The sequence below is a fragment of the Nonomuraea sp. B19D2 genome, assembly GCF_040137845.1.
In the GTDB taxonomy this organism is placed as follows: Bacteria; Actinomycetota; Actinomycetes; order Streptosporangiales; family Streptosporangiaceae; genus Nonomuraea.
Genome location: NZ_JBEFAK010000042.1, coordinates 1 through 14803 on the forward strand (window position 1 = coordinate 1; position 14803 = coordinate 14803).

The window sequence follows — 14803 nt, forward strand, 5'->3', positions numbered from 1 at the left end:
GTCGCGGCGGCCAGGCCCGCCGCGACCAGGCCGGCCGTGTGCAGCCGGCCGCGGCAGAACTCCCGCAGGCTCGCCACATCGCGAACGCGTCGCGCGGTGACGGCCGCCTCGGCGCCGCCGGAGTGCGCGTGCCCGCCGGCGGGAAAGCGGCCGTCGGCCAGGACGAGGAGCGCGGCATGGTTCATCGGGCGTGGCTCACCTCTCGTGCGCGGGTCATGCGGGGCGGTCGTTCACGGGGCTCGATCAGTGGGCGATCACCAGGAGGTTGTCAAAAGAGGAAGTACAGTTGCGCCATCGGCAGGTCACTGGCTCCTTCGTCGCGGTCGGCGATCTCCTCGATCTCCCTGCCGAGCTGCTCGACCTCGGTGTCGATCTCGGTGATCTCCTCGGTCGTGGCGATCTCCGTCCTGTTCGCGTTCTCGTCCTCCAGACCGCCGATCACCACCTCAAAGGTGTTGGGATCGACGCGGAGGTCGGGGATGGCGTCGTTCTCGCGCATGTCGGCCTTGAAGACCTTGCGGGTGTCGCGGATGGGCGTGAACGTCTTGCGCACGGTGACCCGGCCGGGCAGGCCGGCCTTGATGGCGGCCGCGGTGACGAAGTTGACGGAGTTGCCGGCCGGGGCCTGGCCGGTTGCGCCCCACATCGGGCGGGGCAGGATCGGCTGCGGGGTGCTGATGGAGCCGTTGGCGTCGCCGACCTGCGCGTAGGCGATCTGGCCGCCCTTGATCACCCGGTGCGGTTTGACGCCGAAGAACTTCGGCTCCCACAGCACCAGGTCCGCGAGCCGGCCCACCTCGACCGAGCCGACCTCGTGATCGATGCCGTGCGCAAGGGCCGGGTTGATGGTGTATTTCGCCACATAGCGGCGGGCGCGATAGTTGTCGTGCCCGTCTTGGCCCGCCTTGTCGCCGTCCAGCGCGCCGCGTCGCTCCTTCATCACGTGCGCGGTCTGCCAGGTCCGGGTGATCATCTCGCCGATGCGGCCCATCGCCTGGGCATCCGATGACATGATCGAGATGGCGCCGATGTCGTGCAGGATGTCCTCGGCGGCCATCGTGGTGGGCCGGATCCGTGACTCGGCGAACGCCAGGTCCTCCGGCACCAGCGGGTTGAGGTGATGGGCGATCATCACCATGTCGATGTGCTCCTTGACCGTGTTGACGGTGAAGGGCCTGGTCGGGTTGGTGGAGGCGGGCAGCACGTTCGGCAGGCTGACCATTTTGAGCATGTCGGGGGCGTGCCCGCCGCCGGCGCCCTCGACATGGAAGACGTGGATCGGGTGGTCGCCGATGGCCGCGATGGTGTCCTCGACGTTGCCGGCCTCGTTCAAGGAGTCGGCGTGCAGGGCGAGTTGCACGCCGGTCGCCTGGCACACCTGCAGGCAGCGGCGCAGCACAGCCGGGGTGGCTCCCCAGTCCTCGTGGACCTTCAGGCCGAGCACGCCGGCCTCCACCTGGTTGTACAGGGACTCGGTGGACATGGTGTTGCCCTTGCCGAGCAGCCCGATGTTGACCGGGAAGCCGTCCAGCGCCTCGAACAGCCGACTGATGTGCCAGGAGCCGGGCGTGACGGTGGTGGCGGTGCTGCCCTCGGCCGGGCCGGTGCCGCCGCCGATCAGCGTGGTCACCCCGGAGGCCAGCGCCTCGGTGATCTGCTCGGGGCAGATGAAGTGCACGTGGGTGTCGACGCCGCCGGCGGTGAGGATCTTGCCGTTGCCGGAGATGACCTCCGTCTCGGGACCGATCACGAAGTCCGTCGCCGTGGCGTGCCCGTCGTGCAGCCGGTCCATGGTCTCGTCGTTGTAGGCCTTGCCGAGCGCGACGATGCGGCCGTCGCGGATGGCGACGTCGGCCTTGACGATTCCCCAGTGATCCAGGATGACCGCGCCAGTGATGACGGTGTCGGGCGGCTGGGGGGCGCCGAACCGCGCCGGGTCGCGCGGCGCGCACGACTGGCCCATCGACTCCCGCACGACCTTGCCGCCGCCGAAGATGACCTCGTTGCCGCTGCGGCCGGGACCGCCGCACCAGTCCTCGGTGATCTCGATCCGCAGGTTGGTGTCGGCCAGCCGGATGCGATCCCCGACGGTGGGCCCGAACCGGTCGGCGTAGTTGACCCGGCTCAGCGGTTGATGCCTGTCGTGGCTGCGCGGCTCGGGCAGCGGCGCCGGCGGCTCGGGTGCGGGCGGCTCAAGGGTCGGTGAGTCAGTCACGGAGCTTTCCTCCGACCTTGCCGTTGAGGCCCTCGACGATGCGTTTGCCTTCGATGGGCACCAGCTCCACCTCCAGCGGGTTGGGGGGTTCGAAACGCACCGAGCTGCCTGCGGGGATGTTCAGCCGCTTGCCGTAGGCGGCCTCGCGGCTGGGCTCGATGGCCAGGCGGGAGTTGACCTCGTAGAAGTGGAAGTGTGAGCCCACCTGGATGGGGCGGTCATCGGTATTGGTAACCGTCACGATCGTGACGTCGCGACCGGCGTTGAAGGCCACCGGGCCGGCGTCGCGCGGATGGTCGATCTTTCCGGGGTGAACCGGCGCCTCCTCCTTGCTCCCCTCCGGAATGGGGAGGATGCCCAGCTTTTGGATGGGGCTGCGAAGGGTGACCATCTTGGTGCCGTCGGGGAAGGTGGCCTCGATCTGGAGGTCGCTGATCATCTCCGCCACGCCGGGCATGACCTCGTTGTACGTGGGCAGCGGCAGGTCGTCCGGCTGATGCTTCAGTTCCATGAGGTCCTTGACGGATCTGCCGTCCCGTGCCCCTTCCAGCACATACGCGGTCAAGATCGCGACCGTCTCCGGGTAGTTGAGCTTTCGCCCTCGTCTTCTCCGCTTGTGGGCCACGTCCGCGGCCACATGGATCATCAGACGTTCCTGCTCATGCAGAGTCAGATGCATTCCGCCACCTCGCCTTCGCTCTGCCCCGGGGAGGTCACCCCTGGGAGACCGGCCATCGGCACGGGATGATCACCTCAGCGGCGCCGCTGGCCGGGCCCGAGCTATCGCGATCATCACCTCTTGCCTACTGAACGTAATTGGATGCACACTGACAGTGATATGGCGTGGTGGTGAGGCCTGCGTCACCCGTGACACAGAATTCGCATTACCTGTCACATACGGTGCAGCGGGCCGCCTCCGCGCAGCTCACCGCTCGCCCAGTCCGGGCCGACTCGGTAACGTTATCTGTCACATCAGCCTTGCGGAGGTGATCATGCCGGTCGTCGCCTTCCCGGGCACACCCGGTCCTGCCGGCGAACGGGCCGACAGGCGGGCCAGTGTCGCTGGCGCGGTCGAGGCGTTTCTCGACTCGCTCGGCGCCGCCACCACCCGCATCGGCTACGCCCGCACCCTGGCCCGGCTGACCGCAACCGCCGGCCCGCATCACCCGGTCGCCGGCCTCGACTGCGACCACTACGCCGCGGTGATGGCCGCCTGGGACAGCGCCGCCCCAGCCACCTGGAACCGGCACCTGTCCGCGCTGATCTCCTTCACCACCTGGGCCCAGCGCCAGGACCTGGTGGCGACCAACCCGGCCCGCCGCCTCCTGCGCCGCAAGGCCACTCACCGTGGCGACCGCGCCATCCCCGCCGCCCGGCTGGAGAAGCTCTTCACCGACGACCGCCACCCGCTGCGCGAACGGCTGCTGTGGCGGCTCCTGTACGAGACGGCCGCCCGGGCCGACGAGATCCTTTCCCTCAACGTCGAGGACCTCGACCCCGAGTTCCGCCGCGCCCGCGTCCGCTCCAAGGGCGGCGCCCTCGACTACGTGCACTGGGCCACCGCCACCGCCCGACTGCTGCCCCGCCTGCTGAACGGCCGCACCGCCGGGCCGGTGTTCCTGGCCGACCGACGCGCCCCCGCCTCCGGCCCCCGCGCCCCCGCGGCCGCCGACATCTGCCCCACCACCGGGCGGGGCCGCCTGTCCTACCCGCGCGCCGAGTACCTGTTCAAGTCCGCCTCGGCCGAGCTCGACCCGCACCGCCAAGGGTGGACACTGCACCAGCTGCGCCACTCAGCATTGACCCACCTGGCCGCGGCCGGCCGCACCGCCCCCGAACTGCAGGCCAAAAGCCGCCACCAGCATCTGTCCAGCCTCGGACGCTACGTGCGCCTGGGCGAGGAGACCTCCGCCCGCATCACCGCCGAGCACGACCCTGCCGCACGCCGCCTACTCCGCTGACCGTCCAACCAGTTCCTGCTCTGGTCCGGTTCTGACGCTCTGGCCAGCGCCTCAACACCCCACTATCCCTTTCTCCGGTACTTGGTCTGCCCCCCGGGGAGGATGGCCTCGCCGACGGCGAGGCGGGTGACGCGGTCGCGGTGGCCTGCGGCGAGGGCATAGCCGACGAGCATGACGTGGGCCGCCAGCTCGTGGACGACGGCGCCCCGCTGCAGCTCAACGACGTCGCCCGCCTCGCCAAGGTGGGAGTGGCCACCGTCTACCGGCACTTCCCGACACCGGAAGCCCTGATGGAGACCATCGCGGCCCCCGGCCTGGAAACACTGGTCGCCCACGCCGAACGGGCGCTGTCCGACGACGACCCCTGGAGGGCCCTGACGGTGTTCCTCGACGCCACCTTGGAGGCGCAGCTGGCCGACCCCTCGATCTCCATCGTGCGCGCCGCGCCGAGCCACGTCCTGCCCCGCACCACGGAGCTCGCCACCACCCTGGATTGCCTCGCCGGCCAGCTCCTCGACCGCACACGCGGCGGGAACCGTGCGCGGCGTGGTCACCTGGGAGGACCTGCGGCCGCTCATGTGCGGGGCCGCCTACGCCGCCACCGTCCACGCCGACGACCAGCAGACCCGCCTCGAGTCCGGCCGCCGGTACCTGGGCGTGCTGCTGCACGGGCTACGCATCTGAGCCGGCTACACCGAGACCCTCACCCGGCTGGCGGCCGTCACCGGCCCGGTGGCACCTCGCTACGTCGTCGAGCCCTGATCGGGGAGGTCACGCATCGTCCGGCAGCGGTTCGCCGGTCTCCAGCAGCGACTTCAGGCTCGCCACCACGTTCGGCCAGCCGTGGCTGACCATCTCGGCCATGCTCGATCCGGGCTCGAAACCGTCGTGCACGACGGTGAGCTTCACGACCTGCGCGGACGTCTCCTCCATCGTGAAGGTGACCTTCGAGCGGGCCTCGCCGGACAGCCGGGCGAGCAGTTCCTCGTCCCAGCCGAAGCGCTTGGCGAGCTCCGGGGTGATGGCGTGCCAGGTGTAGGAGAGCCGACTGTAGGGTTCGGCCTCCAGCACGACCTGCTCCGGGTCGCTGATCAGCACGCCGTGGTTGTCCCAGGTCATAGGCGAGCCGACGGACCAGTCCGTGGTGAACTCCGTGGCCCAGTAGCGGCGGGTGAAGGCGGGCTCGGTCAGCGCCTGCCAGAGCTTCTGCGGGGTGGTGCGGATGTAGGTGGTGTAGACGAAGGTCGGCGCGTCCATCGGGGTCTCCTCCAGGGCGAGTTTCAGGTCCGCCAGGGCTTGGACCCTGGCCCGGTCGTAGCGGCTGATCCACCGGTGGGCGATCTCGTGCACGGGCGCGGCGTTGAGGTAGTGCAGCTTCTCCCGGCCCCGCCGCACGGTGGCGACGAGCCCGGCCTCCTCCAGCACCGCGAGGTGCTTGCTGACGGACTGCCTGGCCATGTCGAGTCCGGCGCACAGCTCGCGCAGCGTCTGCCCGTTGCGGGCGTTGAGCGAGTCGAGCAGCGCGCGCCGGCTCGGATCGGCCAGCGCCTTGAACACCTCGTCCATGCCCGCCCTCGTTTCCAGGTTGCCGCCTGTCGATATGCAGCCTTTCGGCTGCCTTTAACTTAGGCAGCCGAAAGGCTGCCTGTCAAGACGCGCGGCTACGACGGGCGGATACGGGAGCTGATCACCCTCGGCACGGCCTCGCAGGCGCCTACGCGCACACCCAACGACCAATCGGCGCCGGGGGAGCCGGGAGAACAGCACCCCAGATGATCGGCAGGATGCCGGTCATCATGCCGACCGCGGGACGACCAGCTGGTTCTTGGGGATGCGCAGGACGGGTTCTCCAGGCTGCCCACCCGCACGCCGACGATCACGATGCTGTCGTCCAGGCGGACACGCCAGGGGACGGCACCGACACGTCCCCCCGGGGCGGCGCGGGTCAGGTGGGGGCGGGCGTGGAACGGGTGGCCAGGCGGTCGAGCGAGATGCCGAGCACGTCGGCCAGGGCCGCGATGGTGAAGAACGCCGGCGTCGCGATCCGGCCGGTCTCGATCTTGCGGAGGGTCTCGGCGGACATGCCCGCCGCCGCGGCGACCTCGACGATGCTGCGCTCGCCGCGGGCCTGACGCAGCATCAAGCCGAGCTGCTCGCCGCGCAGCCGCTCCTCAGGGGTCAGCGGAGGTCGCACCATGTAAACCACTCTATACCCGCGACACCGGTATAGTTATCGAACCCCTGTCCCGCACGGCCCAGCCACCGAACCGCACATCACCGGCCGCTCTTGCCGCGCAGCAGAGGATGCGTACGCATCGCCACCTCCAGCTCACCCGGCAACTCATCCCGATACCGGCCCAACGTCGACAGATCGCTGTGCCCCAGCACCCGCCGCACCGCATCCATGTCCACCGCGTCCGCCAGCAGATGCGTCGCCGTCGTATGCCGCAACCCATGCGGCGTCACCGAACGCCGCTGATCGGGATCCACCCACCGCTGCACCCGGTCGATCACCGCCTGCACATCCCCCCGCGCCAGCCGCCGCCCCCGCCACGACAACAGCAACGCCTTGTCCGCCACCGCCGGCCGGCCCCGCTCCAGATACTCCTGCAACACCGCCGCCACATCATCCGGCAACGGCACATCCCGCGTCCGCCCGCCCTTGCCGAAGATCCGCCAGTAACGCACCCCGTCGTTGGTGAAGAAATCCTCCACATTGGCCCGCACCAGCTCCGACACCCGCGGCCCCACCGTCGACAGCAGCAGCACGACCACCGCGTCCCGCAACTCCATACGCTGATCACGACGCTTACCCGCCGGGGCAGCCTCCGGCAACTCCCGCGCCGCCCCGATCAACCCCTGCGCCTGCTCCCGCGTCAACGCCCGCCGCTGCGGCCGCAACCCGCCCCGCTCCTTGGCCGTCACCGTCGAGACCGTCATCGGGTTGACCTGCACCCAGCCCGCCAATGCCGCATGCTTGAACAACGCCGAAATCGACCGGCGGAAACGCGCCTGCGACGACGGCGACTGCCCAGACTCACCCCGCTGCCCGCCCGCCGCGCGCCGCCGCCCGTCCGGCCGGCGGGCGAACGCCAGCAACAACGCATCCACATCGTCGCCCGTCAGATCGTCCAGCACCACCCCGGCACCGGCCAGCTCCACCAACGTCGCCACATCCCGCGCATACACCTCCGCGGTCGACGGCGACAACGCCCCCGTCACCGTCCGCGCCCGCACCAGCTCCACATAACGGTCAGCCGCCTCCGCCACCGTCAGCCGCTCGAGCTCCGCAGGCCGCACCGGCCGCCACCATCCCCTCGAAAGTCCCTCACACGAGAAAAGATCCAAGGACGACCGTAGCGGCCGGCACCGACAGGAACGCTAGATGTCGCGGAACGTCTCGATGCGCGCCCCCAACGCGTTCAACCGCTCGGCCAGATCCTCATAGCCGCGGTTGATCACGTACACGTTCCGCAACACCGACGTGCCCTCCGCCGCCATCATCGCCAGCAGCACCACCACCGCCGGCCGCAGCGCCGGCGGGCACATCATCTCCGCGCTGCGCCACCGCGTCGGACCCTCCACCAGCACCCGGTGCGGATCCAGCAGCTTCACCGACGCGCCCAACCGCGTCAGCTCCGTCAAATAGATCGCCCGGTTGTCGTACACCCAGTCGTGGATCAACGTCGAACCCTGCGCCGACGCCGCGATCGCCGCGAAGAACGGCACGTTGTCGATGTTCAGCCCCGGGAACGGCATCGGATGGATCTTGTCGATGGGGGAGACCAGCTTCGACGGCCGCACCGTCAGATCCACCAGCCGCGTACGCCCGTTGGCCGCCGGATACTCCCGGCCCCGATCACAGTCGAGACCCATCTCCTCCAGCACCGCCAGCTCGATCTCCAGGAACTCCACCGGCACCCGGCAGATCGTCAGCTCCGACGACGTCACCACCGCCGCCGCCAGCAAGCTCATCGCCTCCACCGGATCCTCAGAGGGGGAGTAGTCGACGTCCCGCTCGATGTCCGGCAGCCCGTGCACCGTCAGCGTCGTCGTCCCCACCCCCTCCACCCGCACGCCGAGCTGCTCCAGGAAGAAACACAGATCCTGCACCATGTAGTTGGAGGAGGCGTTACGGATCACCGTCACCCCGTCATGCCGGGCCGCCGCCAGCAGCGCGTTCTCCGTCACCGTGTCGCCCCGCTCGGTCAGCACGATCGGCCGCGACGGCGACACCCCCCGATCCACCCGCGCGTGATAGAAGCCGCCGGTCGCGGTGATGTCCAGACCGAAGTGCCGCAGCGCCGACATGTGCGGCTGCACCGTACGCGTACCCAGGTCGCAGCCGCCCGCGTACGGGATCTGGAACTGCTCGGTACGGTGCATCAACGGCCCCAGGAACATGATCACGCTCCTGGTGCGGCGGGCCGCCTCGGTGTCCATCGCCTCCAGCTCCAGCCTGGCCGGAGGCACGATCTCCAGATCGCTGCCCTCGTTGATCCACCGCGCCCGCACCCCGATCGAGGCCAGCACCTCCAGGATCCGGTAGACCTCCTCGATCCGCGCCACCTTCCGCAGGATCGTCCGGCCCGAATTCAGCAACGACGCGCACAGCAACGCCACGCACGCGTTCTTCGACGTCTTGACGTCGATGCTGCCCGACAACCGGCGGCCGCCCACCACCCGCAGATGCATCGGCCCCGCATACCCCAGCGAGACGATCTCACTGTCGAGCGCCTCACCGATCCGGGCGATCATCTCAAGACTGATGTTCTGGTTGCCGCGCTCGATCCGGTTGACCGCGCTCTGAGACGTCGCCAGAGCATCCGCCAGCTGCAGCTGCGTCCAACCACGATGCTGGCGCGCATCCCGGATCAGCCGGCCGATCCGCACAAGGTAATCATCTGCCACAACACGAGACCATATCTCACATATGAGATGCCGCAGCGCCCGTAGCGGCCGACGCGCCGGACAACTCACGATGAGCAGCCAAATGCTCCGGAGTCGCCGAAGCCTTCACCTTGTGCACGAACGCCCGCCGCGCCGCCCGGAACTCGTTACGGTCGTCGAACATGTCACGGCTCATCTCCGCCAGCTCCTCAGCACGGTAAGCATCCAACGGCTTACGCCGCTCATCAACCTCCCGCGCCTGCCGACGGCCCGCCAGCAGCCGATCATAACCCGGATCCACCGCCAGCCGCTCCGCGTACTCCAGCACCCTGCGCTCGAAGTCCAGCCGCGACCCGCCCAGCACCCGATCAGCCAGCCCCACCTCGACCGCATCCGCCGCACCGATCGGCAACGCCTGCTGCGTCAACCTCCGCGCCGTCTCCGCACCCACCCGCCGCGGCAGCACATACGTCCAGTACTCACTGCCGAACAACCCCATCGTCCGGTAATGCGGATTCAGCACCACCGAATCCCGGATGATCACCCGGTCGGCGCCCAACCCCATCATCGCCCCGCCCGCGCCCGCATTCCCGCCGATCGACGTCACCACCAGCTGGCTCGTACACCCCACGATCTCCCGGCACACCGCGTTGATCGCGTTGATGTTCATCCACGACTCCAGCTCCGGATGACGCGACGCCTCGATCACGTTCAGATGAATGCCGTTGGAGAACACCTCCCCACCCCGCACCACCAGCACCCGCGTGTCCTGCGCCACCGCATACCGCAACGCCGACGACAACCGACGGCACTGCTCCGTCGACATCGCCCCGTTGTAGAAGTCGAAACTCACCACCCCCACACCATCACTGCGGTCATAAGTGATCTCGCTGTAACCCGAACGCTCCGGCGCCGAAGCCACCCGATCACCCAGCGCCAGCGCCGACGGAAGCTTGATCGCCCCCTCCTGCTCCAGCCGCACATGCCCCACCCACACCGAACCGTCCCCGGTGTGCACCAGCACCGCACCCTCACGCCGCGCCGCCACCTCACCCGGCCGCCCCGCAAGCTCCGGACCCCGGTACACGTCGAACACCCGCACCGGCACATCACACAACACCGCCCGCCCACCAGGCGACCCGTCCGCGGCCCGCACCCGCCGCAGAATGTCCTCCGTCGGCTCCTCCCAGGCGAACTCCCGATCAGAATGCCGCATCGCCCGCCGCAACCTGCCCCGCACCTCCGGCGAACGGTAATCCAGCGGCACCGGCACGAACGACGCGTCCGCCGCCTTGACCGCCACCTCCGCCACCAGCTCCACCGCCGCATCCGCGACCGGCCCGTTGTACAGCGCCGACTTACGCGGCGCCCCCGCCGGGTCGGCAGGCGGCATCGCGAACGTCCGATACCCCCAGATCGGGCCCGCGTCCATCTCCTCGACCGCCTGCAGCGCCGTCACCCCCCACTCGGGCTCGGCCTCCAAAATCGCCCAATCCAGCGACGACGGCCCCCGGTCCCCGGGCGGCCCCGGATGCACGACCACCGTACGGTGAGCACGCCACAACTGCTCAGGCACCCGCTCCTTCAGGAACGGGCAGATCACCAGATCCGGCTTGGCCAGCTCGGCCGCCTCCACCATCGCCTGCTCCGAGACGGCCAGCTCGACACTCACCTCATGACCGGCGCGGCGCAACTCCAGCCAGCAACGCTGGGTCAGGCCGTTGAACGAGGAGCACAGCAGCAAGATACGCAACGCGGGACTTCTTTCCAGGCAGCAGGGGTTGAGGACAGGGGATCGGGCGGCAGGGGACGTGCTCAGCGGGGGCGGGAGAGGTGTTCCCTTTTGCCTCGCAAATTTACGGCAGTCCCATATGGCCCATACATGCCTTTGATGCTGACACGGATCGTCCACTGCCGGTGACACTTCACCGCAAAAACCCGCCCGGACCAGCCCTAATTGATCCGCTTTGCCCGAAAAATCCATCTGTGGCCGGCGCTGGCCGGGCACCCCGCCCGAACCGAAACCCCGCACCCGGGAACTCCAGCCCGGGGGAGGGGCGGGCCGCCGCCCTCGTCCCACCCGCGCCGCGCCGTGGCGACCTCCCCCGGATCAGCGCGGCGGGGACCGCGGGAGGTGCTTCGCGCGGCCTGGGTGCGGCCGCCCGGCACCCCCGAAAGGGCTCTTTATCCCTTCATGTACCGCTTTGTCGCAAACCAGACAGAATCCAGCTTCTGTCTGGTTTCGCATTTGATGTCGAGCTTGAGTGGGTGAGGGGTCAGAGGCGGTTGACGAAGCGGGCGGCGGCGCGCTGGCTCATGCCGGTCTCGCCGCGTACCAGGAAGACGGCTTCCTGGATCTGGCCGAGGGCTTTGAGCTCGCGGGCCTGATCCACGAGGTCGATGCTGACGCCGGGCCGGTTGCGCGGGCGCTGGGTGAGCCGGGCCGCCACGATGATCAGCCAGATGGCGAGCGTGGTGATGACGGCGGTGAGTGCGACGAGGCCGGGGGTTGAGATGTCGAGGGCGGGCATGCAGGGCGTCTTCCCTGGTGCGGCCGGATCATGCTGGTTGCTTGATAATGAACATTATGTCAAGTTGACTGCTTCGGAAGGGGCTGGGCCGCTCCCCTCGGCTGATGGGATCGGTGGGTCTGGTGTGATTTTCCTCTCCGCGGGGCGGCGGGGTGCAGTGGGGGGCGTCGCGCGCGGTCGGGGTCCGGATGGCGTGGTCAGCGGGGGTTTTCGGACCTGTGGGGTGGTTTGCGGGGGCTCCCCTCGGCGTTGACCGGGGGTTTGACGCTCTGTTGATTCGCTGTCCTTGGCGGGATGCGTTGTTTAGTGTGGGAAATCCTGCTATTCGCGCCGCGAGAGGAGCAGCACGTGGGGAGTCAATCGGTGATATGTCCGGTGTGTCAGGGGGTTCTGCCCGCTTCGGGTAAGGAGGCGTACACGGCGCTGCGAGGGCGTCTGATCGTGAGCAACGGGTATTGCGCGGGTGGGTGCGCCGAGCGGCGTGCTGAGGAGCTGGCGCAGCAGCAGACGCAGCAGATGGTGCATCCGCAGCCGGTTCCGGCGCCTGCGCCGGTGGCTTCGCGTGGTCCGGTGCGGTCGGGGGTGGCGCCGGTCCCGGTGGCGCGCTGATCCCTTTTGCGGGGTGTGTTGCTCGGGGTGTCGCGGCGTGTGGCCGGTTGTGGGGGCCGGTGGGCGTGGGGTTATTGGTGGCCGTCGGTGGTGTGCCAGTAGTCGCGGGTCTGTGTGGCGAGGCCGTCGGGGTCGAAGTGGGCGAAGACGCAGCCTGCGAGGGTGATGGGGCGGCCGTTGTCGTGGGCGTGGACGCGGAATTCGATGGCTGCCTGGTCGCCGTCGACGATGGGGGTGGCGAAGGTGACGTGGGGGTCGCTTTCGCCGGTGAATGACCATCGGATGTAGTCGGCGATGGCGTGTTTGCCCTGGTGTGGTGGGCGGAAGGGCATGCTGGTGTGGACGGCGTCGTCGCGGTAGAGGGCGATGATGGCGTCGGTGTCGTGGTGGGTCCAGCCGTGTTGCCAGGTGTCGGCGAAGCGTTGGGCGGCCGTTCGGGTGTCCATGGCGACCATTGTGCGGGTGGTGGGGCTGGGCCGGTGGGTGTTGTGGCGGGGCCGGTGTACGTGGCCGCCGGGGTTGAGGTGAGCGCAGGGTTGAGGTGAGCGCCGCTCCCCCGGCGGTCTTGCGGCTTTTTGCGGCGTGGTGCGGTGTGAAGGTGTGGCGTGCCGCCGTTGTGTCGCGTGGCCGCGTGTTGCGGGGCGTTCGTGGTGCTGCCCGCGCTCCCCTGGTGTTGCCTTGTCGGGTTTTCCTGCTTTGGGGTGCTCCTGTGGTGAGCGCCGCTCCCCTGCTGTGTGGGTGTGAGTCGTTCAGTGGGTGTAGGGGTGTACGGCGGTGACGGCTGTGAGGGGCAGGGGGCCGTACAGGTGGGGGAAGCCGTTTTCGAGGCGGATGTCGAGTCCGTTGGGGTCGATGTCGAGGATGAGCAGGGGGTCGGTGAGGTGGCTGTAGAAGGCGGTGTGGACGCCGTGTAGCTGGGTGAGGTCGCGGCTGCAGTGGATGAAGCCTTCTTGGTCGAGGGTGCGGCCGAGGGTGGAGATGCGGTACTCCCCCGCTTTCTGTGCGGCTTCCCAGTCGGTGCGGAGGGCGAGGTGGTGGATCATGTGGTCCATTCGGCGCGGAGGATGGCGTAGATGGTTTCGCTGGTCCATTCGCCTTTGACGTACTCGTTGTCGATGAGGGTGGCTTCGCGGCGCATGTGGAGTTTTTCCAGGACGCGGGCGGAGGCGGTGTTGCGGGTGTCGAGGCGGCCGGTGATGCGGTGCAGGCCGAGGCCGTCGAAGCCGAGGCGGAGCATTTCGCGGGCGGCTTCGGGGGCGTAGCCGTGGCCGTGGTGGTCGGGGTGCAGGACGTAGCCGATTTCGCCTTGCTGGTGGTGTTTGCTGGTCCAGATGAGCAGGGCTTGGCCGATGAGCTGGCCGGTGTGGCGCAGGGTGACGGCCAGGTCGATGGCGTCGCCTTCGTCGAGGAGCGCGGTGCGGGTGAGTTTTTTGTCGAGGAAGGTGTGGGTGGTGTCGCGGTCGCGGGGTTCCCAGTAGAGGTAGCGGGTGACGTCGGGGCGGGATTCGTAGGCGTGGAGGGCGTCGAGGTCGTCGGGGGTGAAGGGGCGTAGCAGGAGGCGGTCGGTGGTGATCGGGTAGTCGGGTTTCAGCACGGGGGCAGTGTAGGTAGGGGTCAGGGGGGCGGCAATGCGTTTTCTGCTGTTTTGACGGCGTGGGTGAGCAGGTCGCGGGCTTGGTGGAGGGGGCGTTGTTCGACGACGTGTTCCAGCCAGAGGGCGGTGAGGGTGGTGTAGATGAGGCGGACGCGGGTGTCGGTTTCGGGGAGGTGGAGGGTGTCGGCGACGATGCGGACGCAGCCGTCGGTCCAGCGGCGGGCGATGTGCTGGAGTACGGGGTCGCGGCCGGCGTGGACGTACAGCTCCCAGAGGCCGAGTTGGCGGGCGCGGTCGGCGGTGGCGACCTGGTCGGGCAGGGCGGTGAGGCCGTGGTCGGTGATCCAGGCGCGGGTTGTGGTGAGTTCGGCTTCGACGAGCTGGGCGAAGGCTTCGGCGAGGAGTTGGTCGCGGGAGGCGAAGTAGTAGGTGGTGGCGGAGAGGGGGAGGTTGGCGCGCTGGGCGACGGCGCGGTGGGTGACGGCGGCGAAGCCGCCTTCGGTGAGCAGGTCGACGGCTGCGGCGAGGAGTGTGGCGCGGCGGCGGCGCCCGCGGGCCTGTGCGGGGCTGGCGGCGGGGGTGTGTGCGGGGCGGGGCCGGTCTTTCGGTGTGTCCTGGTGCGGGTTCAATGGCCACCTGCGAGGTTGAGGACGACGACGCCGCCGATGATGAGCAGGATACCGCCGATCTTGAGCGGGGTGAGGGTCTCCCCCATGAAGGCGGCGCCGATGAGGGCGATGGCGGCGGTGCCGGCGCCGGACCAGACGGCGTAGGCGGTGCCCATGTCGAGGTGGAGTTTGAGTGCCTGGGAGAGCAGGGCGAAGGAGGTGATGTAGCCGGCGGCGACGAGGATGGTCCATCCGGTGTGGGTGAAGCCGTTGCTGAGTTTGAGTGCGGTGGTGGCGAGGACTTCTGAGGCGATGGCGAGGGCGAGCAGGAGCCAGGGCATGGGGGGTTCCTCGGTCCGGAAAATTGGTACGGGTGTGCCAATTTTATCGTGGGG

16 protein-coding genes and 1 pseudogene are annotated in these 14803 nt (G+C 69.0%); 2 read left to right on the forward strand and 15 right to left on the reverse strand.

Features of this window, described 5'->3' with window-relative positions; genetic code table 11:
* The 3 genes and pseudogenes from ABN273_RS45795 to ABN273_RS45805 form a co-directional block, all read right to left on the reverse strand.
* Positions 1–185, reverse strand: a pseudogene (locus ABN273_RS45795) (urease accessory protein UreF); the annotation flags it as partial.
* 83 nt (positions 186–268) lie between these two features.
* A complete protein-coding gene (locus ABN273_RS45800; protein ID WP_349455869.1) occupies positions 269–2215 on the reverse strand; it encodes an urease subunit alpha in 1947 nt (648 codons plus the stop codon).
* Positions 2208–2894 carry an urease subunit gamma gene (locus ABN273_RS45805; protein WP_349455870.1) on the reverse strand — a complete coding sequence of 229 codons (687 nt, stop codon included), beginning with the start codon at positions 2892–2894 and terminating at the stop codon, positions 2208–2210. Before ABN273_RS45805 ends, ABN273_RS45800 begins: the two co-directional genes overlap by 8 nt.
* A 313-nt stretch (positions 2895–3207) precedes the next feature.
* Here ABN273_RS45805 and ABN273_RS45810 point away from each other — a divergent pair, with 313 nt between their 5' ends.
* Positions 3208–4176: a tyrosine-type recombinase/integrase gene (locus ABN273_RS45810; protein ID WP_349455969.1), complete on the forward strand. Its 969-nt coding sequence runs from the start codon at positions 3208–3210 to the stop codon at positions 4174–4176.
* A gap of 62 nt (positions 4177–4238) precedes the next feature.
* On the opposite strand, the gene ABN273_RS45815 is transcribed toward ABN273_RS45810, so the two are convergent.
* Positions 4239–4445, reverse strand: coding sequence for a hypothetical protein (locus tag ABN273_RS45815; protein ID WP_349455871.1), 207 nt, complete (start codon positions 4443–4445; stop codon positions 4239–4241).
* Between the two features lie 277 nt (positions 4446–4722).
* Here ABN273_RS45815 and ABN273_RS45820 point away from each other — a divergent pair, with 277 nt between their 5' ends.
* Positions 4723–4860, forward strand: coding sequence for a hypothetical protein (locus tag ABN273_RS45820; protein WP_349455872.1), 138 nt, complete (start codon positions 4723–4725; stop codon positions 4858–4860).
* A gap of 87 nt (positions 4861–4947) precedes the next feature.
* On the opposite strand, the gene ABN273_RS45825 is transcribed toward ABN273_RS45820, so the two are convergent.
* The 11 genes from ABN273_RS45825 to ABN273_RS45875 all read right to left on the reverse strand — a co-directional run bounded on the left by ABN273_RS45825 (position 4948) and on the right by ABN273_RS45875 (position 14749).
* Positions 4948–5742, reverse strand: coding sequence for an ArsR/SmtB family transcription factor (locus ABN273_RS45825; protein ID WP_349455873.1), 795 nt, complete (start codon positions 5740–5742; stop codon positions 4948–4950).
* A gap of 379 nt (positions 5743–6121) precedes the next feature.
* On the reverse strand, positions 6122–6373 hold the full coding sequence (locus tag ABN273_RS45830; protein WP_349455874.1) for a helix-turn-helix domain-containing protein: 252 nt from the start codon (positions 6371–6373) through the stop codon (positions 6122–6124).
* A 77-nt stretch (positions 6374–6450) separates the two neighbouring features.
* The gene (locus ABN273_RS45835; protein WP_349455875.1) at positions 6451–7476 is read right to left on the reverse strand and encodes a tyrosine-type recombinase/integrase; all 1026 of its coding nucleotides are present in this window, start codon (positions 7474–7476) and stop codon (positions 6451–6453) included.
* A gap of 81 nt (positions 7477–7557) precedes the next feature.
* Entirely contained in the window at positions 7558–9087 is a 1530-nt protein-coding gene (locus ABN273_RS45840; RefSeq protein WP_349455876.1) for a helix-turn-helix domain-containing protein, read from the reverse strand.
* A gap of 16 nt (positions 9088–9103) precedes the next feature.
* On the reverse strand, positions 9104–10819 hold the full coding sequence (locus ABN273_RS45845) for an enoyl-CoA hydratase-related protein (protein ID WP_349455877.1): 1716 nt from the start codon (positions 10817–10819) through the stop codon (positions 9104–9106).
* A 523-nt stretch (positions 10820–11342) separates the two neighbouring features.
* Positions 11343–11597 (reverse strand): hypothetical protein, encoded by a 255-nt coding sequence (locus ABN273_RS45850; protein WP_349455878.1) that lies wholly within the window; start codon positions 11595–11597, stop codon positions 11343–11345.
* Positions 11598–12277: 680 nt separating this feature from the next.
* Positions 12278–12652 carry a nuclear transport factor 2 family protein gene (locus tag ABN273_RS45855; protein ID WP_349455879.1) on the reverse strand — a complete coding sequence of 125 codons (375 nt, stop codon included), beginning with the start codon at positions 12650–12652 and terminating at the stop codon, positions 12278–12280.
* Positions 12653–12955: 303 nt separating this feature from the next.
* Positions 12956–13258, reverse strand: coding sequence for a DUF952 domain-containing protein (locus tag ABN273_RS45860; RefSeq protein WP_349455880.1), 303 nt, complete (start codon positions 13256–13258; stop codon positions 12956–12958).
* Positions 13246–13800, reverse strand: coding sequence for a GNAT family N-acetyltransferase (locus tag ABN273_RS45865; RefSeq protein ID WP_349455881.1), 555 nt, complete (start codon positions 13798–13800; stop codon positions 13246–13248). Before ABN273_RS45865 ends, ABN273_RS45860 begins: the two co-directional genes overlap by 13 nt.
* Positions 13801–13820: 20 nt before the next feature.
* Positions 13821–14429: a TetR/AcrR family transcriptional regulator gene (locus tag ABN273_RS45870; protein ID WP_349455882.1), complete on the reverse strand. Its 609-nt coding sequence runs from the start codon at positions 14427–14429 to the stop codon at positions 13821–13823.
* Positions 14426–14749 carry a DMT family transporter gene (locus tag ABN273_RS45875; RefSeq protein ID WP_349455883.1) on the reverse strand — a complete coding sequence of 108 codons (324 nt, stop codon included), beginning with the start codon at positions 14747–14749 and terminating at the stop codon, positions 14426–14428. The genes ABN273_RS45870 and ABN273_RS45875 overlap by 4 nt, the downstream gene beginning before the upstream one ends.
* Positions 14750–14803 lie beyond the last annotated feature (54 nt).